Source organism: Sphingomonas sp. KC8 (assembly GCF_002151445.1).
In the GTDB taxonomy this organism is placed as follows: Bacteria; Pseudomonadota; Alphaproteobacteria; order Sphingomonadales; family Sphingomonadaceae; genus Sphingomonas_E.
Genome location: NZ_CP016306.1, coordinates 1 through 21,606, shown reverse-complemented (window position 1 = coordinate 21,606; position 21,606 = coordinate 1). Strand labels below are relative to the sequence as shown.

Genomic DNA, 21,606 nt, shown 5'->3' with positions numbered 1-21,606 from the left:
TCAAGCGCCGACCTACTCGAACACGTCGCCGACCGGTTTTCCACCGACGAAAATCTGCTGGCGCTTCACCTCGCGCACCTCGATCTCGCCCCGTTCAGCCGCCGCGCGCTGGGCGGCGATGCCGGCCTCGTCGCGCTGTACGGACGGAACGTCCCGGCCGGCACTGTTCCAACTGCCGTCGGCGGCTCGCACGAACTGAACGCCATTGCTGCTGCAACTTTTACAGTCCTGCCACCATTTCAGCAGGATGGCCCGATCCCCGCCCGGGGCCTGACGAACGATGCAGCGCAGGCTGGATTTTTTTCGCCCACAGCCATTTTCCTCGCGCAGGATCGCCGTGACAAGTTCGGGCGGAAGGCTGGTTCCGGCGGGAAAAACCAATGTCCGCTCGGCGAAATCGTCCGTATTCTCGGTCGCTGCGCGGTCACGCGTCAGTTCCCAGCGATCCTTCGTGGCCAGCGTTTTGGCGGCCGCAGCCTTGATCGCAGCATCGGGCGATTGCGCCAGCCGCTCCACCGCCTTGCGCCCCGCCGGGCCGAAATCGAACGCCAGCGCCGCCCAGTCGAATTGCGCGGGCGTCACCTTGCCCGCTTCCAGCCGCGCCACCTGATCGCGCACCGAAAGCGCGCCGAAACTGATCAACGGCGTCGATAGCAGCAGCATCAGGCCGCACAGCCCGACGCCCAGCCGCAAATTCGCCGGCCGCGCGGCTTCCGCCCAGCCCATCCGCTTGGTGGCAAGCGCGACCAGATACGCCAGCCCCACCGCGCAGGCGAAGGCGATGAACACCAGCGCCCACAACCGGCTGGGGGTCAGCCCATATTGATCGAGCCGCAGCCCGGTGGAAATCGCCGCGATCACCGCCAGCGGCAGGATCGCCAGCGCCAGCGCCAGCGCGCCGAAACGCAACAGCCGGTTGCGCGCCTCATCCTCGGCACTGTCGCCGATCACCGCATTGGCCAGGATCAGCCCGCCGGCACAGCAGCCAAGCAGAATAGGCGTCGTATCGCGCGTCGCTTCCCACAGGGGTTTCAGCCCGGTGAAGGGAATGGCGAGCAGGAAGATCAGCAACCCCGCGCCCAGCACCGGCGCCAGCACCGACAGCACGATCATCACCACGCGCTGGAGCATCCCGACAACGCGATCCTGATCGCGCAGCATCCCCAGCCCCGCGCCCAGCGCAGCCCCGCTCAGCAACCAGCCGAACCATTCCTTGCGCATCAATTCGCGCAGCAGATCGATCCCGATCAGGTTGAACAGCGACGCCAGCAGCCATGCCAGCAGCCAGACGATGCCGAGAAACGCCAGCGCCAGCGCGCCCAGCACCACATTGGTCCACGCATGATCGTGGACGGCGGCATAAGGCAGCACGCGCCGCCCCTGATCGCGCATCGCCTGAAACAAGGGTGCGGCAATGCCCACCGCCAACAGCCCGCAGAAGAAACGCCAGCCATCATTGGCATCCCAGCGCCCCGGCCCGCCATTCCAGTAGATGACGGACGCGACCACCAGCCCCGCGACAAGCGCGAACGCCACCGACCAGTTGATCCGCACGCGTTCCAGCGTCAGCGCAAAGGCCACCCCGCCAACACCCAGAAAGGTCGCCGCGGCCAGGCGGAACGCATCGCTGGTCACGCGATATTTTTCGGGATCATCGGTCAGCCAGTGAATTGCGAGGCCGACCACCCCGCCCAGCACCGCCAGCCCCCAGGCCCGGGCCGGCCAGGCCGGCTTCGCGTCGACAATCTCCACCCGACACCCCTAATCCTTGATTTGCAGGAAGATTAGCCGGTTTCGATCGGATTGCGACGGTTAAATGGCCAGCATGGCGGTTGCGCCGGCCCACGATTGCCGTCTACGCACGCACCAGTGCAAATTTTTATGTTGCGCTGCACAATGGGAGCCACGACATTGCCCGCACGCCGTTTTCTATACATTGTCGCGGGGTTGATCGTGTTCACATTGGCCGCGGCTATCGGCTGGAATATTTTCCAGGACCAAATCATGCGTGCGGCCTTCGTGCCGTCCCAATCCTTCACCGCGCCACCGGCGGCGGGCGCGCCCGATTATACCAAGCCCGGCGCATGGCTCGCCCGGCCCGACCTGCCCGATGATCCCGCCCGCTTCGTGGTTCCCGGTTTCAAGCGCGCGGAACGGCCGGCCGTCGCCGTCTTCTACGTGCCGCCGACCAGCTATATGAAGCGCGATCGCTGGAACGCGCCACTTGACGATGCCGACACCAATGAACGGCTGCGCCTGTTCACCAGCAGCCAGGCGAGCGCGTTCAACGGCATGGGCGCGGTGTGGGCGCCGCGTTATCGCCAGGCGACCTTGGGCGCGTTCATGAAGGCGGACGCCAATTCCATCGCCGCGATCGATTTCGCTTATGCCGACGTCGCCCGCGCGTTTGATGCGTTTCTTGCACAAATCCCGCAAAGCCGGCCGATCCTGCTGGCCGGGCATAGCCAGGGATCGCTGCATCTGATGCGGCTGATGGCCGAAAAGGTGGCGGGCAAGCCGGTCGCCCAGCGCATCGTCGCGGCTTATGTGGTCGGCTGGCCGGTATCGGAAACCGCCGATCTACCCGCGATGGGCCTGCCCGCCTGCACCGGCCCCGGTGAAGCCGGTTGTGTGCTTTCGTGGCAGAGCTTTGCCGAACCGGCCGACACGCATCTCGTGACCGACATCTACAACGCCACCACCGGGCTTGCCGGCATCCCGCGCCGCGATACGCCGATGCTGTGCGTCAATCCGATCACCGGCACCCCGCATACGGCAGCGCTGCGCACCGCCAATCGCGGCGCGCTGGTGCCCGATGCGCGGATGGAAAGCGCCCAACTCAAGGCCGCGCTCGTCCCGGCCCGGTGCGGATCGGGCGGATTTCTGATGATCGGCGCGGCGCCCGAAGGCTATTCCGGCTACATCCTGCCCGGCGGCAATTTCCATGTGTTCGATTATGCCCTGTTCTGGGCCAACATCCGCGCCGATGCCGAAGCGCGCGCCGCTGCATTCCTGCGCCCATGATCACGCAGAGCATCCTCGAATTCCGCGAAGCCTTCCCCGAAGGCGGGCGGCTGGCGGGGCTGGATGTCGGCACCAAGACGATCGGCGTCGCCGTGTGCGATGCGATGTGGACGATCGCCAGCCCGGCCGAACTGATCGAACGCCGCAAATTCACCGTCGATCTCGCGCGGCTGCGCCAGTTCGTCGACGCGCAGAGCGTGCGCGGCTTGGTCGTCGGCCTGCCGCTCAACATGGACGGCAGCGATAGCCCGCGCACCCAATCGGTGCGCGCGTTCGTCCGCAACCTCGATCCGCTCGGCCTGCCCATCCTGTTGTGGGATGAACGCTGGTCGACGGCCGCCGTCACCCGCACCCTGCTGGAAGCCGACGCCAGCCGCGCCCGCCGTGCCGAACTGGTCGACAAGATGGCCGCCGCCTACATCCTGCAGGGTGCGATCGACGGGCTGACCCGTTAGCTGAACGTCTCCGCCATTTCGGCCGGGGTATCGCCCTTTGGATCCGGGCCGAAACGGTTCGGTCCCTTGGTGCCATCGGTGCAATAGAATACCAGCAGCACGATCGTGCCGATCAACGGGATCAGCCCGATCAGGAGCCACCAGCCCGAACGATCCGTATCGTGCAGACGGCGGATGCCCACGGCCAGCGACGGCAGGAACATCGCCAGCATCGTCAACATCGTGATGATCCCGCCGGTGGAATTGAAACCGGCGGCAGCCCCCGTTTCACTCACATCGGCGTAACGCGTGGTTGTCCCGAAGCCCAACATGGAATCGAGCGCCATCGCAATGATGTAGACGATCAGCAAAAACAGGGCGAACATCCAATATTCCTTGCGCCGCGACCGGCCGGAAAACTGGACATAACGACGCAAGGGCAGAAGCATCCATTCCATGGTGGTCCTCCTGTTCGCCCGCATTTCCTGTCCCCATCATGCGGTGCGGGCCGGGCGCGAACGTAACGCAATGTCATCAAAGCGGGAACTGACGGAATGTGACTCTATTTGGGACGGATCAATTCACCGGCGGCCGCCTGCGATAACTCAGCGCCTCGGCCACATGCACCCGGCCAACCCCGTCGCTGCCGCCAAGATCGGCGATCGTCCGCGCGACTTTCAGCACCCGGTGATAGCCGCGCGCGGATAGCCGCATCGCTTCGGCCGCCTGCGCCAGCAGCTTGCGCCCCGCATCGTCCGGCGTCGCGACCCGATCGAGCAGCGCACCGTCCGCTTCGGCATTGGTGCGCACATTATGGCCATCGTAACGCGCCGTCTGCACGTCCCGCGCGCCGCGCACCCGCGCGGCCACCTCGGCCGATCCCTCGGCCGGCGGCGGCAGCACCAGATCGGCCGCACTGACCGCCGCCACCTCCACATGCAGATCGATGCGATCCAGCAGCGGCCCGGATACCTTCGCCTGATAATCCGCCGCACAGCGCGGCGCGCGGGCGCAGGCGAGCGACGCATCGCCCAGATGCCCGCACCGGCACGGATTCATCGCCGCTACCAGCTGGACGCGCGCCGGGAAGGTCACATGCGCATTCGCCCGCGCCACCGAAACCGTCCCCGTTTCCAGCGGCTGGCGCAGCGAATCGAGCACCGTGCGCTGAAATTCAGGCAGTTCATCCAGAAACAGCACGCCGAGATGCGCGAGGCTCACCTCGCCCGGCCGCACCCGCAATCCGCCGCCGACCAGCGCCGCCATCGACGCCGAATGATGCGGCGCGCGGTAGGGCCGCTGGCGGATCAGCCGCCCTTCGCGCAATTCGCCGGCGACGCTGGCCACCATCGACACCTCCAGCGCCTCGGCCGGGGTCAGTTCAGGCAGGATGCCAGGCAAGCACGCCGCCATCAACGACTTGCCTGATCCGGGCGGGCCGCTCATCAACAGATTGTGGCCACCGGCGGCGGCGATCTCCAGCGCACGTTTGGCGATTTCCTGCCCCTTCACCTGGCGCAGATCGGGGCCGGCGGCCACCGGTTCAACGATGCCGGGCACGGGTGCGGCCAGGGGATGACCGCCCTTGAAATGATTGAGCAGCGCGAGAAGGTCGGGCGCGCCCACCACCTCGACAGTGCCGGCCCAGGCCGCCTCGGCCCCTTGCGATGCCGGGCAGATCAGGCCGAGTTCGCGTTCCGACGCGTGGATGGCGGCCAAAAGCACACCGGGCGACGGCGCGATCCGCCCGTCCAGCCCCATTTCACCAACGACGATATAGGACGCCAGCGTCTCGGCATCGATCACGCCCATCGCGCCCAGCAGGCCAAGCGCGATCGGCAGGTCGTAATGCGACCCTTCCTTGGGCAGATCGGCAGGCGACAGATTGACGGTGATCCGCCGGGGCGGCAGCGCCAGCCCGATCGCCGCAAGTGCTGCGCGCACCCGTTCGCGGCTTTCGCCCACCGCTTTATCGGGCAGCCCGACGACGATGAACGCCGGCACGCCGGCCGCCACCTGCACCTGAACCTCGACGGCGCGCGCCTCCAGCCCCAGAAACGCAACCGTCGCGACGTGCGCCACCATATGAACCAGCCCCCTGTTCCCGGCATGTTCTAGACAGGGATCAACCCTCGAGTCGAGAAGCCATTGAAACCGCTGGCCAAGCTGGCCGCAGCACCCCGGCATCACCCGCCATCCCGTTCGCCGAACCGGCGCGGCATTTCGTCGAATCGAAGGCGATGATGCCTTGTCGCCGTCATCCACGCCCCCCACTTGCATTCCATGTCGATCACCGCCCGCTGGAAGGCTCTGGGCCGCAACGATCACGTCCGACTCGTCTTGTTTGCGATCGGCTGCGTGCTGGTTCTGCTCGCGCCACTGGCGGGGTTGTTGCCGGGGCCAGGCGGGATTATCCTGTTCGCACTGGGCTTCGGCACGATGCTCAAAAATTCGCTTTGGGCCAAGAAGCGCTATGTGGCGTTCAAGCGCCGCTGGCCGCGCCATGGCGCATGGACGGATTGGGGTTTGCGCCGGCAAAGCGCGCGGCGGCGCGAACAGGTGGCGAAGACGAAAACAACGCAGGGCGATTGACTTTGGCGACCATCCTGCCTATCCGCGCCGTCGACAGCGGCCGTCCCATGGGCGGCCCTTTTTGGTTTCGATCGATAGGGAATGACCGATGAAGCGCACCTTCCAGCCGAGCAACCTTGTGCGCAAGCGTCGCCACGGTTTCCGTTCGCGTTCGGCGACGCCGGGCGGCCGCAAGGTTCTGGCGGCACGCCGCGCACGCGGCCGCAAGTCGCTCTCGGCCTGAACATTTCGCCGGCAAACGGCGCAGGGTTGACCACGCTCAACCGTCGCGCCGATTTCCTTGCCGCGAATAGTGGCCGGCGTGCGCCGATGCCGGGCTTCGTTCTGTTGGTGCGTCCGCGCAACGATGGATCGGATGCGATTCGCATCGGCTATACCGTTACGAAGAAAATCGGGGGCGCCGTCATCCGCAATCGGATGAAACGGCGCTTTCGTGCACTTGCGGCCGAATTGTTGCCGCTTGAAGGCGTGCCCGGCGCTGATCATGTGCTCATCGGCCGCGCAGGCGGGATCGAACGTCCGTTCGATTCGCTACGTCGAGAACTTTCCAAGGCGTTGTCCAAAGTGCGGCCCGGGCCAGCATCATGATTGCGCGCGCCCTCATTTTGCTCGCGCGGGCGTGGCAATGGGGGCCATCGGCGGTACTGCCGCCATCCTGTCGCTATCACCCAAGCTGTTCGGCCTATGCGATTGAGGCACTCCGGCGCTATGGGGCGCTGAAGGGTGGCTGGCTGGCCACCAAACGAATCCTGCGATGCCACCCCTGGGGGGGATCCGGCATCGATCCAGTACCTTGAATTCAGGAGCTTGATCCGTGGAGAATTGGCGCAACGTGGTGCTGGCATGCCTGATGTCGCTGCTGGTGCTGTTCGGCTGGCCATTTGTGGCAAACCATTTCTTCCCGCCCGCGAATCCGCCGGCAACCAAGATCGTCGACGGCAAATCGGTGCCCCTGCCCGCGCCCGGCGCAACGCCGGCTGCCAATGCGCCAGCGGCGATCCGCGCGCGTGGCGCCGTGCTGCAGGAAAGCCCGCGCATCGCCATCCAGACGCCACGGCTTCAGGGTTCGATCAATCTGAAGGGCGCGCGGATCGATGATCTCGTCCTCGTCACCTATGGCGAAACGATCGCCAAGGATTCGCCACGCGTGCGTCTGCTTTCGCCCAGCGGCACGGCGGACAGCTATTTCGCCGGTTTCGGCTTCACCGGCGACGGCCTGACCGCGCCCAGCGACCAGACGGCATGGCAGACCGCCGACACGGTGCTCGCCCCCGGAAAGCCGGTCACGCTGAACTGGAACAACGACAAGGGCCAGCTTTTCACGATCACGCTGACGGTGGATGACAATTATCTGTTCACCGTCGAACAGAAGGTCGCCAACACGTCGCCCAACGCCGTGTCGGTGCGTCCGTGGGCGCTCATCAGCCGCACCGGCCACAGCAAGGACCCGTCCAGCTGGACCGCGCATACCGGCCCGATCGGCACGTTCAACGATGCGACCAATTACAGCGTCGATTTCAAGGATCTCGACAAGGGTGAAGCGCCCCGGTTCAATTCCACCGGCGGCTGGCTCGGCTTTGGCGACAAATATTGGCTGACGGCGTTGGTGCCCGATCAGAAGGCGGCGTTCGAATCCGGTTTCCGCATGGGTGGCGGCAATCGCTACCAGGCCGATTTTTCGACCGCGCCAGTGATCGTGCAGCCCGGCCAGGCGACCCGTTCGACCTCGCACTTCTTCGCTGGTGCCAAGGAAGTGACGGTGCTCGATGCCTATAAGAAGCATCAGGGCTTCGTGAACTTCGATCGGGCGATCGATTGGGGCTGGTTCATCTGGTTCGAAAAGCCGATCTTCTATGTGCTCGATTGGCTGTTCAAACAGTTCGGCAATTTCGGCGTCGCCATCATCCTGCTGACGTGCATCGTCCGCGGCCTGATGTTCCCGATCGCGCAGAAGCAGTTCGCGTCGATGGCCGCCATGCGCGCAGTGCAGCCGAAGATGAAGGAACTGCAGGACCGCCACAAGGACGACAAGCAGAAGCTGCAGCAGGAATTGCTGGCGCTGTACCAGAAGGAAAAGGTCAATCCGCTCGCCGGCTGCCTGCCGATCCTGCTGCAGATCCCGATCTTCTACGCGCTCTACAAGGTGCTGATGCTGACGATCGAAATGCGCCATCAGCCGTTCATCGGCTGGATCAAGGATCTGTCCGCGCCCGATCCGATGACGCCGCTCAACCTGTTCGGCCTGCTCGATTTCACCCCGCCGGCTTTCCTTGCGATCGGCGTGCTGCCGATCCTGCTGGGCATCACCATGTATCTGCAGTTCAAGCTGAACCCCGCGCCGATGGATCCGATCCAGCAGCAGGTCTTTTCGATCATGCCGTGGATTTTCATGTTCATCATGGCACCGTTCGCGGCCGGCCTGCAGCTTTACTGGACCGTCTCTAACCTGCTGACGATCGCCCAGCAGAAGTGGCTTTACAGCCGTCATCCGGGGCTGATCGCAGCGGAAGGCAAATCGTGAACGAAGACGAAACCCCACCCGAAGTTCTGATCGAGGACGCGCGCAAGCTGTTTGCGGGGCCGATCGCCTTCCTCAAATCGGCGCCGTCGCTCCAGTTCCTGCCCGATCCGTCGGCGCTGGAAGTGGCGTTTGCCGGCCGTTCGAACGTCGGCAAATCATCGCTGCTGAACGCCCTCACCAACCGCAACGGGCTGGCCCGCACGTCGAACACGCCGGGGCGGACGCAGGAACTGAACTTCTTCGATGTCGGCACGCCGCCCCGGATGCGCCTTGTCGACATGCCCGGTTACGGCTTCGCCAAGGCGCCCAAGGACATGGTCCGCAAGTGGCGGTTTCTGGTGAACGATTATCTGCGCGGCCGGCAGGTGCTGAAACGCGCGCTGGTGCTGATCGACAGCCGCCACGGGATCAAGGACGTCGATCGCGATGTCCTCAAGATGCTCGACGAAGCCGCCGTCTCCTACCATCTCGTCCTCACCAAGGCGGACAAGATCAAGGCGAGCGAGCTTGTCGCGGTGACGGAACGCACCGTCGCCGAAGGCCGTACCCATGTGGCCGCGCATCCGGAAATTTTGGTCACATCCAGCGAAACCGGCCTCGGCATGGCCGAATTGCGCGCCGCGATCCTGCGGTCGGTCAGCTGATCCTGCCGCGATCGCCTGAAACAAGTTCGGGCGAAAAGGTTGAGTGTATGGCCCGGCCCCTTTATGCCCCGGGCCATGCTTAAGCTCTTCATTGGCAACAAGGCCTATTCCTCCTGGTCGATGCGCGGCTGGCTTGCCCTGCGCCAGTCGGAACTGGAGTTCGAGGAAATCGTCGTCCCCCTCTATGACGAGGATTGGGACAAACGCCGCGAAGGCGATGAATTTGCCCCATCCTCGGGCAAGGTGCCGATCCTGTGGGACGGCGATGTCGTGGTATGGGACAGCCTGGCGATCATCGAATATCTGGCCGACAAGGTTGGCCGCGATCGTTTCTGGCCAGCCGACGATGCCGCACGGGCGATGGCCCGATCGATGGCCGCTGAAATGCATTCGAGCTTCGCCAGCCTGCGGCGCGAGCATTCGATGAACGTGCGCAAGCGCTTCCCCCCGCGCGAATTGAGCGAGGGCACACGCCAGGACGTGATTCGCATCGTCCAGCTCTGGGCGGAGGCCCGCGCCCGTTTCGGTGGCACCGGCCCCTTCCTGTTCGGCGAATTCGGCGCGGCCGACATCATGTTCGCGCCGGTCGTCACCCGGTTCATCACCTATTCGATCCCGGTGCCCCGCTTCGCGCACCCCTATATGGAAACGGTGCTTACCCACCCCTTCATGCAGGCATGGCTGGCCGACGCGAATGCCGAACCATGGGTGATCGAAAAGTTCGAACCGCCGGTGGAATGATAGCCCCTACCAGGGCTGGCCATCCTTGTGGCGATAGGTTTGGGTTGGCCCGTCGAGGTGCAGGTCGATATCGGGATAATGGCAGTCGCTGGCGGCTTTGCGCCCGACCACCACGAACAGGCACGGTGCCCGGCTCTCATTGACAAGGTGATGACCATTGCCGCTGCCTTTGGGGAAGGCCGCGCAATCGCCTGCGCGCAGCAGGGTGCGGGCGTCATCCTCCACCAGCACCGCCTCGCCCGACAGGATGACGAGGAACTCATCCTCCTCCTCGTGCCAGTGCCGCTGGCTGGACCACCCGCCCGGATCGAGCCGGACGTGGCTGACGCCGAAATCCTCCAGTCCGGCCTGCGGCCCCAGGCGCCGATAAGCGCGCCCCGCCACCGCCGCGGCATAGGGTTCGGGATAGCCGGTCCGGCTGGTGATCGCAAAGGCATCAAGTTCGAGCTTGGGCATGGCGCAGAGGATATGCAAAAGCGCGCCAGATCGCTAGGCGATCGAACATGATCGATCCAGTTGCGCTCACCAGCCGCCTTATCGCCTGTCCCAGTGTCACTCCGGCCGATGCCGGGGCGCTGGACGTGATCGCCGAAGTGTTGGAGCAGATCGGCTTCACCATCCATAGCTTCTGGGCCGGCGGGCCGCCCGATGGCCCGGTGCGCAACCTGTTTGCGGTGCGCGGCGACGGTGGCCCGCATTTCGCCTTTGCCGGCCATAGCGATGTCGTCCCCGCGGGCGAAGGCTGGGCGAGCGATCCGTTCCTGCCCGTCGTGCGCGGCGATCTGCTGCACGGCCGTGGCGCGGTCGACATGAAGGGCGCGGTCGCCGCCTTCATCGCCGCCGCCGCGCGCGTGCCCGATCATCGCGGCACGTTGAGCCTGATCATCACCGGCGACGAGGAAGGCCCCGCCTCGCACGGCACGCTCGCCTTGATGGACTGGATGGCCGAACGTGGCATCCGCCCCGATCTGTGCCTTGTTGGCGAACCCACCTCATCCGCGCGGCTGGGCGACACCATCAAGATCGGCCGGCGTGGATCGGTGAACATGTGGATCGACGTGCCCGGCACACAGGGCCATGTCGCTTACCCGCACCTTGCCGATAACCCGATCACCCATCTGGTCCGCATCCTGGATGAGGTCAGCGGCTGGACGCTCGACACCGGCAATCGCTGGTTCCAGCCATCCAATCTGGAAATCACCGATATCAGCGTCGGCAATCCGGCAACCAACATCATCCCGGCGACGGCGCGCGCGCGGCTCAACATCCGTTTCAACGACGAACAAACCGGTGCCGAACTCGTCGAGCGGGTTCGCGCGGTGGTTGCCGCCCACGCCCCGCGCGGCACGCTCACAGCCAAGATATCGGGCGAAGCCTTCCTGACCGAGCCCGGCCAGTTGTCGACGCTGGTCGGCGATGCCATCCGGCGCGCGACCGGGCTGGAGGCCGAACTGTCCACCAGCGGCGGCACTTCGGACGCGCGGTTCCTGTCCAAACTATGCCCGGTTGTCGAATTTGGACTGTGCAACGCCACCATGCACAAGCTGGACGAAGCAGTGGCGATTCCCGATCTTCACACGCTTACCGACATCTATGCCGATATAATCACCCACGCCCTGGCCTGATTCAGGCGAATGCGCGCTGCTGATCCAGGCCGCCGCCGTCCATCCACGCCAGATAGTTTATTTCGTCCATCGGGTGGGCGATGCTGAACCCCTGAACGGCATCGCAGCCGATGGCGCGCAGGACATCCATCTGATCGCGATCTTCGACGCCTTCGGCCACCACGTCGAACCCCAGGCCATGGATCAGCGCGATCACGGAATGCACCAGGATGCGCGCTTCCGCCGAATGCGCGACATCATGGACAAGGCTGCGGTCCAGCTTGACCCGATCCACCGGCATCATCTTCATGCGCGCCAGATTGGAATAGCCCGTGCCGAAATCATCGATGGCGATCATCACGCCTTGCTGGCGTAGCGCGGCCATGCCGGCCAGCACGGCATCGCTGCCTTCCATGGCCAGCGTCTCGGTGATCTCCAGTTCCAGCAGGTGCGTGGGCGCCCCGGTTTCAGCCATCAGGGCGCGCAGGCGGGTGAAGAAATGCGGCTGCGCGATCTGGCGCGGGCTGACATTGATGGTGATGCGCTGGTCCAGCCCGGCGGAATGCCAGCGCGCCAGCGTCTTCAGCGCGCGCTGGATCACCCAATCGCCAATTTCGCAGATCAGGCCGCATTCCTCAGCCGCCTGAATGAACGACGCCGGCATGCGCACGCCATCCTCCGGGTGCTGCCAGCGCAACAGCGCTTCAACCGCAACGACCTGGCGACCGGGAATGCGCACCTGCGGCTGGAAGACGAGCTGGAACTCGTCGCGTTCAATCGCCCGTCGCAATTCGCGTTCCAGCCGCAGGCGCTGGTCCGCCGCTTTATCGAGATCGGCGTTGAAACATTGCACCTGCCGCCGGCCTTCGGCCTTGGCATGGTACATCGCAATATCCGCCGCGCGCATCAGATCGGGCAGGCTCGTGCCATGGTCCGGCGCGATGGCGAGGCCGATCGACGCCCCGATTTCGATATTCTGCCCCGCCACGACAAGCGGCTCGGACAAGGCGTACAGCGCCCGGCGGGCCAGCCGCTCGGCATGATCGATGTTGCGAACGACCGGGAACAACATGGTGAATTCGTCGCCCGCCAGACGGCCAATCACCGGCGCCGGTTCATTCGTGGCCCGCTCGCCGTCCGCTTCGGAACGCGCGGCAACCTGCCGCAGCCGCGCGGCGACCATCGCCAGAACCTCATCGCCGCAAGCATGCCCCAGGCTATCGTTCACGAACTTGAACCGGTCGAGATCGATGAACAGCAATGCCGCCATCGCCTGCGGTTCGCGCCGCGCCAGCAGCCGTTCGGCGGTTCGGCGGAAATTCACGCGGTTGGGCAATTGCGTCACCGGATCGAACATCGCCAAGGCGTGCACGCTGTCGAAATTGGCGCGCACCTGTGCAAACAGGCCATCCATGGCTTCGGCCAGTTCGGGCAGCGCCTCGCGCACCTGTTCGGGGGTTGGTGAAATCAGATCGCCATCGGCCGCCCCGCGAATGCGCACGGCAAGCGTATCGACGGCTTCGGCAACACCTGAAATCGCCCGCTCGGCCGAACCCCAGCTCATCACGCCACAGATCATCGCGACGACCAGCGAAGCCAGAATATTCTTGGGATCGACAGAACTGCCAGCGCCGGCGAACAACGCGAGGATGAACACCAGCGCGCCAGCACAAAGGGCGAAGGCCACAGCCCGGCTTTTTAGCGATAGTCCTTCCATCGCAGCCGTAATCCGCCCTTCTCTACCGCGCCCGATTCAGTGGACGCGGCATCTTCCTGGCATAATTACATTAACGAAACGTCGCCAATTGGGCGGCAATAGTCCGGATTGGCCCTTGCTGTCACCGCCGCCGCCGCAAGATCACATACAGCGCCCCGGCCCCGCCATGGCGTGGATGGGCGTTACGGACAGCGGCGATACGCGACGACCAGCCGGATGCACCCAGCCAGTCGCCGATCGCCGCGCGGATCAGGCCGCGACCGGGCGAGCCCGGCCGTGGGGGCCGTCCGGTGACGACCAGCAACAGCCGCGCGTCAGCGGCGATCGCGCTCGCCAGGGCCGCGTCCAGCGCGGCGTGCGCGCTCGTCAATGTGTGGCCATGCAGGTCGATCGTCCGGTCCGGGGCGACGATGCCGCGCCGTAGCCGGCGATCCCATCCGCCGTCGAGCGTATCGGGTGCCGCCTCCGGGGGCCGGGCCACGCGGCCGGGCTGGCTTTTCTCCAGCGCGATCGGAACAGGCCTGGCCGGGCGCGCAGGCTTGCCGGGTGGCGGCGGCGAACCTTTGCCCACCGGCGCATCGACCGCCTCGGCCAGCGCCCGCGTCATGCGTGCGGGATCGATCGGCCGGACCGTCGCGATTACCTTGCGCCAGAGGGCGCGCTCCTCCGCATCAAGGCCCTTAGCGCCGCGGCGTGGCCCCGCCATTGCCGCCCCCGTTCAAGCGCGCCACCGTTCCGGTCGGCAGCAAAAGCCAGGCATTGCCCCGTCCGGACATGCCACCCGCGACCCGCCGGGCATCGTCGCCGGCACCCCAATATGTATCGAACCGGTTTGTGCCCTTGATCGCGCCACCCGTATCCTGCGCCACCCATAATCCGGTCGCCTCAACCCGATCGAGCGCCAGAAACACCGGCGCCCCCAGCGGCACGAACGCCGGATCGGCGGCCACCGTGGTGCGTCCCGTCACCGGCAGGCCCATCGCGCCCAGGGGGCCGGGGCCGAACAGTTCGCGAAAGAAGATGAAGCTCTTATTCTCGTTCATGATCGCGGCGCCGCCATCGGGCATTGCCCGCAACGTCGCCATGATCCCCTGCATCGACGACTGACCGGGCTGGAGCAGCCCGCGATCGCGCATCAGCGCCCCGATTCCGGTATAGTCGCGGCCATTTTGCGTGTCATAGCCGACCCGCATGACGCCGCCATCGGGCAGTTCGAGCAGGCCCGATCCCTGCACCTGCAGGAAGAACATTTCGACCGGATCGGCCGCCCAGGCGATGATCGGCGCTTTATCGGTGATCGCCCCGCCGATGATTTCGGCCCGATCCGGATAGCGGATCAGCTTGCCATCCTTGGCCTGCCCGCGGATCCGGCGGCCTTTCAGGTCATCGGCGAACAGGCCGAGATCGACCTCGACCAGATCACTCGGCCGGCCGTAGATCGGTACGTCATAACCCGCCCGGCGGGTCCGCGATCCCTTGATCTCGGGTTCATAATAGCCGGTGGCGAACGCCTTGCCGTCGCCGACGATCGCGGTTTCGAAAAAGCGTGCAAAGAAGGCCGGCGCGTCATTGTCGACCCAGCCGATCGCCGCGTCACAGGCCGGTTGCCAGTCCGCCCCGCGCGTCAGGCCGCTATTGTCCGTCCGGCGGACGAGCGACCGGCACGAGGTCCGGAACGCCGCAAGCGCGGTGCGCGCCTCGGCCTGCGTGATGCCCAGCGACGCGACCGCGGGGCCAGCCCGCACACCCTGTTGGGCGGCCGTGGTGCCCGCCGGTGGTGTCGCAAGAGGCGCCGGTGCGGGCGGCAATGCCGCGCGCGCGCCCCGCACCGGCCCCGGTGTGGGGCTGGACACGGGCGCACCGGATGGCGGCGGCGTCGGACGCACGGCCGGCGGCCGGGACATGGATGGCGGCGGATTCGCGGGGCCGACGCAGCCGGCCAGCGCCAGGGCGCCGGCCAGCGTTCCCGCCAGGGAAAGGCGGGTCACGCGGCTTCGTCGGTTTCGATCAGGATCCAGTTGGGATCGTCGGCGCGCACATGACGGCTGAACGTCCACACATCATGCGTCGGCACGGCGTCGCTCAGCGATCCGGCGATGACATTGCCTTCGGCGTCACGCGTCACGGCCGCGATATCGGCGTCGAAACGCACGGTGATGATCGCCATCTGGCCATCCAGCCGGGCGCGTTCGATCACCGCATGCTCGATCGCGATCAGGCGGTTGTCCACCACTTCGCCGGCGGCTTCGCGCTGGCGGATCGCCGCTGTGAAATCATCCCGCACGCCATCATCGACATAACGGCCCAGTTCCTCGCTATCGCCCTTCCAGAACGCTTCGAGAATCAGGCGGTAAGCCGCCTGCGCGCCACCCAGAAAGGCGGTGACGTCGAAGGCCGGGTCGGCGGTGACGATCGCGCGAATCCCTTCATGGGCCTGCGCGTCGATCGCGGGTTCGGCGGCAACCGGTTGGGCAGGCACATCGGCGCGCGACCGGGTGACCGGAGCCGCGCTCGGCTGGGCTTCGACCGGCTTGGCGATCGGCTGCTCATGTCCTGTCCGGCGACCGAGGACGCTATAAAGCCTCATCGCAACGAAGACGAACACCAACGCCAGGATAATGATCGTTTCCACCGGACCTCCGCTACACTTGTCCGTCGCTACATAGGGATGTGGCACGAATGTTTCAAATGGCGGTTTCCGGGGCAGCACCGGCCGCAAGGTTCGATCGTGTCCGGATATGGCCGCCATTGCCCTGCCCCTTCGCGCCTGCTAGTCGCGCGGCGCATTCCATAAAATCAGAAGGCGACATCCGGATGGCCGAAAACGAAGGTTTCGTGAACGCGGGCGAAACGTTGGCGAATGGCGAGGACACCATGCCTCAGGTCGGGCTTATCGCCCAATATGTGAAGGACCTGTCGTTCGAGAACCCGAACGCGCCGGCCGTCTATCAATGGCAGGGCCAGCCGCAGATCGACGTGCAGTTCAACATCCGCGCCGACACGCTGGGCGAGGACGTCCATGAAGTCGCGCTGAAGATCGAAGTGACGGCCACGGCCGAACAGGGCGTCGCGTTCAAGGCGGAACTGCTTTACGCCGGCCTTTTCGGCCTGCGCAACATTCCGCAGGATCAGATGCAGGCGTTCCTGCTCGCCGAAGCACCGCGCCTCCTGTTCCCGTTTGCCCGCCGCGTGCTGGCCGATGCGGTGCGCGACGGCAATTTCCCGCCGCTGTTGCTCGAACCGATCGATTTTGGCGGTCTGTACATGCAGCAGCAGGCGCAGGCCCAGGCGCTTCAATCCGGCGAAACGGCTGGCGAAGCCTGATCCCAGCGAAAAACGGCATCCGCGCATGAACCTTGTCAAGGCGATCGGCACGATCGGCGGGCTGACGATGGTCAGCCGTATCTTCGGTTTCGCGCGCGAAATGCTGATGGCGCGGATCATGGGCGCGTCGGGTGCCGCCGACGCGTTCCTGGTCGCGTTCCGCCTGCCCAACACCTTCCGCCGCTTGTTCGGCGAAGGGGCGTTTTCCGCCGGCTTCGTGCCGCTGTTCAGCCAGCGGTTCCACGGCGAAGGCGGGATCGAGGACGCCAAGAAATTTTCGGAAGAGGTGCTGGCGGTTTTCCTGCCCACCCTGTTCCTGTTCACATTGCTGTTCGAAGTGGCGATGCCGCTGTTCGTATGGGCAATCGCATCGGGCTACACCGATGAACCGGCCAAGTTCGCGCTCACCGTCTCGCTGAGCCGGATCACCTTTCCCTATCTGCTGCTGATCAGCCTCGTCTCGCTCTTTTCGGGCGTGCTCAATTCGCTGACCAAGTTTGCCGCTGCTGCGTTCGCGCCGGCGCTGCTGAACGTCGCGATGCTGATGGCGCTGATCCTGGTGCCCGATGGCGGGGTGAAAACGGCCTATGCGCTGGCCGTCGGCGTCACTGTCGGCGGCGTGATGCAGCTCGTCCTGCTGTGGTTCGCCGCGCGCAAGGCCGGGGTTTCGCTGCGGTTGCGGCGACCGAAAATCACACCGGGCGTCAAGCAGTTCTTCGTCGTCGTCATTCCGGCCACGCTGGGCGCCGGCGTCTATCAGATCAGCCAGCTCATCGACACCTTCTTCGCCACAAGGCTGCCCGAAGGGTCGATGTCCTATCTCAATTATTCGGATCGCCTGAACCAGTTGCCCTTGTCGGTCATCGGCACTGCGCTGGGCACCGCGATCCTGCCGCAGATCAGCCGCTTCATCAGCAAGGGCGAACCGGATGAAGCCGCCAAGGTGCAGGGTCAGGCGGTCGAACTGTCGATGCTGCTGTGCCTGCCCGCCGCGCTTGCGCTCGCCGTCGTTGCCGGGCCGTTATGCGCGGCCCTGTTCCAGGGGGGCAAGTTTACCGCACAGGATGCGATGGTGACGGGCAATGTCCTGGCCATCATCGTTGCCGGCCTGCCGGCCTATGTGTTGGTCAAGGTCATCACCCCCGGCTTCTATGCGCGGCAAGATACCAAGACCCCGGTCAAGACCGCGGCGATCGTGCTGATCGCCAATGTCGTCCTCAATTTCGCGCTGATCCCGCTGTTCGGTATTTACGGACTGGCCTTCGCGATCGCGGCCTGTTCGTGGCTCAATTGCGTGATGCTCTATGTCATCCTGCGGGCGCGCGGCCATTTCCGCATCGAAGGCTGGCTGTGGGGTCGGATTGCCCGCCAGATCGCCGCCGGCCTGTTGATGATGGCCATATTGTGGGGCCTGCGGATGCTGTTCGCGGACTGGTTCGCCGGTTCGGTCGGCCAGCGGATGGTGTCAGTCACGGCGCTCGTCGGCGTTGGCGGCGTGGTATATTTCGTCGCCGCTTATCTGTTCGGCGGCATGGACAAGGAAGGCCTGCGGGTGCTGCTGCGCAGCCGCAAGAAGAAGGAAGCATGATGCGTATCGTCTCGGGCATTCAGCCCACCGGCAACCTCCACCTCGGCAATTATCTCGGGGCGATCCGTAACTGGGTGCGGATGCAGGATGGTCTGGGCCAGGGCGATGAATGCCTGTTCTTCCTGGCCTCGCTGCACGCGATCACGGTCCATAACGATCCGGCACAGTTGCGCGCCAATATCCGCGAAATGGCCGCTGCCCTGATCGCGGCCGGCATCGATCCGGCGCGTTCCACCCTGTTCAGCCAGGCCGATGTGCCAGCCCATGCCGAATTGTGCTGGTTGCTGAACGGCACCGCGCGCATCGGCTGGCTCAACCGGATGACCCAGTTCAAGGAAAAATCGGGCAAGAATCGCGAAGGCGCATCGGTCGGCCTGTACGCCTATCCCGTGCTGCAGGCGGCGGACGTGCTGCTCTATCAGGCGACCCATGTTCCCGTGGGCGAGGACCAGAAGCAGCATCTGGAACTGGCGCGCGATGTGGCGACCAAGTTCAACACCGATTTCGATGTCGAACTGTTCACCCTACCCGAACCGATCATCCCGCCGGCCGCCGCGCGCATCATGAGCCTGCGTGATGGCACGTCGAAAATGTCCAAATCCGACCCGTCGGACATGAGCCGCATCAACCTCACCGACGATGCCGATCTGATCGTCCAGAAGGTGCGCAAGGCCAAGACCGATCCGGCCCCACTGCCGGAAACGGCGGAAGAACTGGCCGACCGGCCCGAGGCCCGCAACCTCATCGGTATCTACGCCGCATTGTCGGATGAAACCGTCCCGCAGGTGCTGGCGCGCTATGCCGGCCAGGGTTTCGGCGCGTTCAAGCCGGCGCTGGCCGAATTGCTCGCCGAATCGCTGCGGCCGGTGAAGGCGCGTCTGGATGCGCTGCGCGCCGATCCGGCCGAACTGGATCGGCTCCTCGCCGTCGGCGCCACGCGTGCCCGCGAAGCGGCGGCACCGACGCTGGAGGCCACCTACAAGGCGATGGGCCTGCGGGGCTGATCCACGCCGGGGCGAAATTGCACGCCTTGCCGGCCCGCGATCAAGGTTGTCGCGTGCCGGCTCCGTCATGTTCAATGGAAGGCGTGGTCACCCCCCCTATAGGCCACTGCCCCACATGGTGAGCCACGGCCGCGCCTTCCAACCCTTACGCAACCGGCATGTTCGCCGTGCGTTCAACACATGTTCAGCCCGGCTATGCGAGCCTCGGCTGTTGTTATAGTCTGTGGGACATCAGTCCCTTGTGAGGTCGCCAACCATGTCGCTTTCGAGACGGATCTTCATCATTGCTCCGGCGGTGGCGATGCTGGCGCTTTCCGCCTGCGCCACCCCGTTCCGTGCAGATGTCGCGCGTTTCCAGGCCATGCCGGCGCCACAGGGGCAGACCTTCACGATCCGGGCCGCCAGCCCGCGCAACGAAGGCGGACTGGAATTTGCCCAATATGCGGGCCTTGTCGCCCAGCGGCTGACCGCGCAGGGCTATACCGCCGCGGCCGATAGCGGCAGCGCGACGCTCACCGTGACGCTGGATTATGGCGTGGACAGCGGCAAGGAAAAGGTCGTGACCCGGCCGGGCTTCGGCTATGGCGGATGGGGTCGCCCCTATGGCCGCTGGGGGTATCGCTCGGCCTTTTACTACGGCTGGAACGATCCCTTCTGGTATGATCCCTGGGGTTATCCGGAAATCGACAGCTACACTTATTACACCAGCTATCTCGACATGACGATCAACGGCCCGGGCGGTCAGCGCGTGTTCGAAGGCAAGGCCAAGGCCCGTTCGACGACGGACAATCTGTCCATCCTCGTGCCCAATCTGGTCGAAGCGATGTTCACCAATTTCCCCGGCCGTTCGGGCGAGGAAGTGCGGATCACCATCCCACCGCCCAAGAAAGGCTAAGGCAGCACACCGGTATCACCGGACGCTGATACGAAAAGGCCCCGTCGGTGACGACGGGGCCTTTCTTTTGCCGGGATCGGGTGATCAGCCTTCCAGCTGGCGCATCAGCAAGCGGACATCCGCATCCAGTTCCGCGTCCGTCTGGCGCAGCTTTTCGATCTGCTTGACCGCGTGGATCACCGTCGTGTGATCGCGCCCGCCAAATCGCCGGCCGATTTCCGGCAGCGAGCGCGGCGTCAGTTGCTTGGCCAGGTACATCGCCACCTGGCGGGGACGCGCCACTTCGCGCGCACGGCGGGCTGACGACATTTCGGATTGCTTGATGCGATAATGGTCGCACACGCGGCGCTGGATTTCATCGATGGTAATCCGGCGCTGCGTGGCCCGCAGCATGTCCGCCAGCGTCTCCTGCGTGAACTCCATGTCGATCGGGCGGCCCGACAGTAGCGAATAAGCCACCACCCGGTTCAGCGCGCCTTCCAGTTCGCGCACGTTGGCGCTGATCCGGCGGGCGAGGAACAACACCACGTCCTGCGGCACATGCGCCTGCGGCATCGCCTCCAGCTTCTTGACGATGATGTTCAGGCGCAGTTCGAAGTCGGCCGGGTTGACGTCGGCCACAAGCCCCCATGACAGGCGCGACAGGATGCGGCTTTCAATCCCTTCCAGATCCTGCGGGCTGCGATCGGCGGTGATGACCAGTCGGCGGCCGGCCGAAATGATCTCGTTCATCGTGTGGAAGAATTCTTCCTGGGTCGATTCCTTGCCGGCGATGAACTGGACGTCGTCGATCATCAGCACGTCGGCGGCGCGCAGCCGCGCCTTGAAGCTGTGCGTGTCCTTGGCGCGCATCGCGGCCACGAACTCGTACATGAACTTCTCGGCCGACATGTAGATCACGCGCGCGCCCGGCTGGCGGGCCAGAAACTCCTGGCCGATGGCGTGCATCAGGTGGGTTTTGCCCAGGCCGGTGCCGCCATGGAGGAACAACGGGTTGAACCCCATCGTCCCGCCTTCGGCCAGCGTGCGCGCGGCATTGTAGGCGATCTCGTTGGCCTTGCCGACGACGAATGAATCGAAACTGTAGCGCGCCTCGAAATTGTGCGACGCGATCGCCACGGCTTCCGGCTCGGCCGGGGCCGGTTCGGGTGCGGCTGCAACGGCGGGCGCGGATGCCGGCTCGGCCGCATCAAACAGCGCCGCGCGCGATGTATCCGCAACGATCGTCACGCGCGCCACCTGCGGTAGCATCGCCCGCCACGCCTGCAGCAGTTGTTCGGCGAAATGCGTCGAAACCCAGTTCGCCATGAAATCGGATGGCGCGGCCAGGCGAATCGTCGCGTCGGCGGCGTCGAAATCGATCAGGGTGACTGGCTTCAGCCAGCCATCAAAAGTGCGCGGGCCACAGGTGCGGCGCAGGCTTGTGCGAATCGCGTCCCAGGCAGCCTCGAAAGGCGACGGACCCGAATCAGCCGGCATCATATCATTCGAAGGCAGAAGCGAAGCGGCTGCGGTCAC

General features: G+C 65.2%; 23 protein-coding genes. 14 read left to right on the top strand and 9 right to left on the bottom strand.

The genetic code is table 11. From position 1 onward, the window contains the following. Positions 1 to 12: 12 nt before the first annotated feature. Positions 13 to 1,752 carry a DUF4153 domain-containing protein gene (locus KC8_RS00115; protein WP_010125185.1) on the bottom strand — a complete coding sequence of 580 codons (1,740 nt, stop codon included), beginning with the start codon at positions 1,750 to 1,752 and terminating at the stop codon, positions 13 to 15. Positions 1,753 to 1,896: 144 nt separating this feature from the next. Between KC8_RS00115 and KC8_RS00110 the strand changes: the two genes are divergently transcribed. Both KC8_RS00110 and ruvX read left to right on the top strand, forming a co-directional pair. Further along, on the top strand, positions 1,897 to 3,024 hold the full coding sequence (locus KC8_RS00110) for a DUF3089 domain-containing protein (RefSeq protein ID WP_010125184.1): 1,128 nt from the start codon (positions 1,897 to 1,899) through the stop codon (positions 3,022 to 3,024). Beyond that, positions 3,021 to 3,479, top strand: a complete 459-nt coding sequence (gene ruvX, locus KC8_RS00105) for a Holliday junction resolvase RuvX (RefSeq protein WP_010125183.1) — start codon at positions 3,021 to 3,023, stop codon at positions 3,477 to 3,479. Before KC8_RS00110 ends, ruvX begins: the two co-directional genes overlap by 4 nt. On the opposite strand, the gene KC8_RS00100 is transcribed toward ruvX, so the two are convergent. Beyond that, complete coding sequence (locus tag KC8_RS00100) at positions 3,476 to 3,916, bottom strand: DUF805 domain-containing protein (protein WP_010125182.1); 441 nt, start codon at positions 3,914 to 3,916, stop codon at positions 3,476 to 3,478. The genes ruvX and KC8_RS00100 overlap by 4 nt on opposite strands. Before the next feature lie 118 nt (positions 3,917 to 4,034). Next, the gene (locus tag KC8_RS00095; protein WP_010125181.1) at positions 4,035 to 5,543 is read right to left on the bottom strand and encodes a YifB family Mg chelatase-like AAA ATPase; all 1,509 of its coding nucleotides are present in this window, start codon (positions 5,541 to 5,543) and stop codon (positions 4,035 to 4,037) included. Positions 5,544 to 5,741: 198 nt separating this feature from the next. Between KC8_RS00095 and KC8_RS00090 the strand changes: the two genes are divergently transcribed. The 7 genes from KC8_RS00090 to KC8_RS00060 all read left to right on the top strand — a co-directional run bounded on the left by KC8_RS00090 (position 5,742) and on the right by KC8_RS00060 (position 9,956). Beyond that, positions 5,742 to 6,050, top strand: a complete 309-nt coding sequence (locus KC8_RS00090) for a hypothetical protein (RefSeq protein ID WP_010125180.1) — start codon at positions 5,742 to 5,744, stop codon at positions 6,048 to 6,050. 88 nt (positions 6,051 to 6,138) lie between these two features. Continuing rightward, positions 6,139 to 6,273: a 50S ribosomal protein L34 gene (rpmH, locus tag KC8_RS00085; RefSeq protein ID WP_010125178.1), complete on the top strand. Its 135-nt coding sequence runs from the start codon at positions 6,139 to 6,141 to the stop codon at positions 6,271 to 6,273. 26 nt (positions 6,274 to 6,299) lie between these two features. Continuing rightward, complete coding sequence (gene rnpA / locus KC8_RS00080) at positions 6,300 to 6,638, top strand: ribonuclease P protein component (protein ID WP_010125177.1); 339 nt, start codon at positions 6,300 to 6,302, stop codon at positions 6,636 to 6,638. After that, positions 6,635 to 6,847 carry a membrane protein insertion efficiency factor YidD gene (gene yidD, locus KC8_RS00075; RefSeq protein WP_010125176.1) on the top strand — a complete coding sequence of 71 codons (213 nt, stop codon included), beginning with the start codon at positions 6,635 to 6,637 and terminating at the stop codon, positions 6,845 to 6,847. Before rnpA ends, yidD begins: the two co-directional genes overlap by 4 nt. 17 nt (positions 6,848 to 6,864) lie before the next feature. Continuing rightward, positions 6,865 to 8,571, top strand: coding sequence for a membrane protein insertase YidC (yidC, locus tag KC8_RS00070; RefSeq protein WP_010125175.1), 1,707 nt, complete (start codon positions 6,865 to 6,867; stop codon positions 8,569 to 8,571). Next, positions 8,568 to 9,215 (top strand): ribosome biogenesis GTP-binding protein YihA/YsxC, encoded by a 648-nt coding sequence (gene yihA / locus KC8_RS00065; protein WP_010125174.1) that lies wholly within the window; start codon positions 8,568 to 8,570, stop codon positions 9,213 to 9,215. The genes yidC and yihA overlap by 4 nt, the downstream gene beginning before the upstream one ends. Before the next feature lie 75 nt (positions 9,216 to 9,290). Continuing rightward, positions 9,291 to 9,956 (top strand): glutathione S-transferase family protein, encoded by a 666-nt coding sequence (locus KC8_RS00060; protein WP_037495952.1) that lies wholly within the window; start codon positions 9,291 to 9,293, stop codon positions 9,954 to 9,956. A gap of 6 nt (positions 9,957 to 9,962) precedes the next feature. Here KC8_RS00060 and KC8_RS00055 read toward each other — a convergent pair whose 3' ends face one another. Next, a complete protein-coding gene (locus KC8_RS00055) occupies positions 9,963 to 10,412 on the bottom strand; it encodes a cupin domain-containing protein (protein ID WP_029624484.1) in 450 nt (149 codons plus the stop codon). Between the two features lie 47 nt (positions 10,413 to 10,459). Here KC8_RS00055 and dapE point away from each other — a divergent pair, with 47 nt between their 5' ends. Then, entirely contained in the window at positions 10,460 to 11,581 is a 1,122-nt protein-coding gene (gene dapE, locus KC8_RS00050; RefSeq protein ID WP_010125170.1) for a succinyl-diaminopimelate desuccinylase, read from the top strand. 1 nt (position 11,582) lies between these two features. On the opposite strand, the gene KC8_RS00045 is transcribed toward dapE, so the two are convergent. From KC8_RS00045 to KC8_RS00030, 4 genes are all read right to left on the bottom strand, one after another. Further along, positions 11,583 to 13,277, bottom strand: coding sequence for a putative bifunctional diguanylate cyclase/phosphodiesterase (locus KC8_RS00045; protein WP_010125169.1), 1,695 nt, complete (start codon positions 13,275 to 13,277; stop codon positions 11,583 to 11,585). Positions 13,278 to 13,398: 121 nt separating this feature from the next. Further along, entirely contained in the window at positions 13,399 to 13,983 is a 585-nt protein-coding gene (locus KC8_RS00040; protein WP_010125168.1) for a Smr/MutS family protein, read from the bottom strand. Continuing rightward, a complete protein-coding gene (mltA, locus tag KC8_RS00035; protein ID WP_010125167.1) occupies positions 13,958 to 15,265 on the bottom strand; it encodes a murein transglycosylase A in 1,308 nt (435 codons plus the stop codon). The genes KC8_RS00040 and mltA overlap by 26 nt, the downstream gene beginning before the upstream one ends. Continuing rightward, entirely contained in the window at positions 15,262 to 15,909 is a 648-nt protein-coding gene (locus KC8_RS00030) for a Tim44/TimA family putative adaptor protein (protein ID WP_010125166.1), read from the bottom strand. The genes mltA and KC8_RS00030 overlap by 4 nt, the downstream gene beginning before the upstream one ends. Positions 15,910 to 16,091: 182 nt before the next feature. Here KC8_RS00030 and secB point away from each other — a divergent pair, with 182 nt between their 5' ends. The 4 genes from secB to KC8_RS00010 all read left to right on the top strand — a co-directional run bounded on the left by secB (position 16,092) and on the right by KC8_RS00010 (position 20,088). Further along, complete coding sequence (secB, locus tag KC8_RS00025) at positions 16,092 to 16,601, top strand: protein-export chaperone SecB (RefSeq protein WP_010125165.1); 510 nt, start codon at positions 16,092 to 16,094, stop codon at positions 16,599 to 16,601. 25 nt (positions 16,602 to 16,626) lie between these two features. Then, positions 16,627 to 18,189: a murein biosynthesis integral membrane protein MurJ gene (gene murJ, locus KC8_RS00020; RefSeq protein ID WP_010125164.1), complete on the top strand. Its 1,563-nt coding sequence runs from the start codon at positions 16,627 to 16,629 to the stop codon at positions 18,187 to 18,189. Beyond that, entirely contained in the window at positions 18,189 to 19,193 is a 1,005-nt protein-coding gene (gene trpS / locus KC8_RS00015; protein ID WP_029624483.1) for a tryptophan--tRNA ligase, read from the top strand. Before murJ ends, trpS begins: the two co-directional genes overlap by 1 nt. A gap of 256 nt (positions 19,194 to 19,449) precedes the next feature. Further along, on the top strand, positions 19,450 to 20,088 hold the full coding sequence (locus KC8_RS00010) for a DUF4136 domain-containing protein (protein ID WP_010125161.1): 639 nt from the start codon (positions 19,450 to 19,452) through the stop codon (positions 20,086 to 20,088). Positions 20,089 to 20,172: 84 nt separating this feature from the next. Here KC8_RS00010 and dnaA read toward each other — a convergent pair whose 3' ends face one another. Next, positions 20,173 to 21,567, bottom strand: coding sequence for a chromosomal replication initiator protein DnaA (gene dnaA, locus KC8_RS00005; protein WP_029624482.1), 1,395 nt, complete (start codon positions 21,565 to 21,567; stop codon positions 20,173 to 20,175). Between the last annotated feature and the right edge of the window lie 39 nt (positions 21,568 to 21,606).

Coding starts and splice junctions, on each gene's coding strand:
- KC8_RS00110 (WP_010125184.1), top strand. CDS start 1,897: ATGGGAGCCACGACATTGCCCGCACGCCGTTTTCTATACATTGTCGCG.
- ruvX (WP_010125183.1), top strand. CDS start 3,021: ATGATCACGCAGAGCATCCTCGAATTCCGCGAAGCCTTCCCCGAAGGC.
- KC8_RS00100 (WP_010125182.1), bottom strand. CDS start 3,916: ATGGAATGGATGCTTCTGCCCTTGCGTCGTTATGTCCAGTTTTCCGGC.
- KC8_RS00095 (WP_010125181.1), bottom strand. CDS start 5,543: ATGGTGGCGCACGTCGCGACGGTTGCGTTTCTGGGGCTGGAGGCGCGC.
- KC8_RS00090 (WP_010125180.1), top strand. CDS start 5,742: ATGTCGATCACCGCCCGCTGGAAGGCTCTGGGCCGCAACGATCACGTC.
- rpmH (WP_010125178.1), top strand. CDS start 6,139: ATGAAGCGCACCTTCCAGCCGAGCAACCTTGTGCGCAAGCGTCGCCAC.
- yidD (WP_010125176.1), top strand. CDS start 6,635: ATGATTGCGCGCGCCCTCATTTTGCTCGCGCGGGCGTGGCAATGGGGG.
- KC8_RS00060 (WP_037495952.1), top strand. CDS start 9,291: ATGCTTAAGCTCTTCATTGGCAACAAGGCCTATTCCTCCTGGTCGATG.
- KC8_RS00055 (WP_029624484.1), bottom strand. CDS start 10,412: ATGCCCAAGCTCGAACTTGATGCCTTTGCGATCACCAGCCGGACCGGC.
- dapE (WP_010125170.1), top strand. CDS start 10,460: ATGATCGATCCAGTTGCGCTCACCAGCCGCCTTATCGCCTGTCCCAGT.
- KC8_RS00045 (WP_010125169.1), bottom strand. CDS start 13,277: ATGGAAGGACTATCGCTAAAAAGCCGGGCTGTGGCCTTCGCCCTTTGT.
- KC8_RS00040 (WP_010125168.1), bottom strand. CDS start 13,983: ATGGCGGGGCCACGCCGCGGCGCTAAGGGCCTTGATGCGGAGGAGCGC.
- secB (WP_010125165.1), top strand. CDS start 16,092: ATGGCCGAAAACGAAGGTTTCGTGAACGCGGGCGAAACGTTGGCGAAT.
- murJ (WP_010125164.1), top strand. CDS start 16,627: ATGAACCTTGTCAAGGCGATCGGCACGATCGGCGGGCTGACGATGGTC.
- trpS (WP_029624483.1), top strand. CDS start 18,189: ATGCGTATCGTCTCGGGCATTCAGCCCACCGGCAACCTCCACCTCGGC.
- KC8_RS00010 (WP_010125161.1), top strand. CDS start 19,450: ATGTCGCTTTCGAGACGGATCTTCATCATTGCTCCGGCGGTGGCGATG.
- dnaA (WP_029624482.1), bottom strand. CDS start 21,567: ATGCCGGCTGATTCGGGTCCGTCGCCTTTCGAGGCTGCCTGGGACGCG.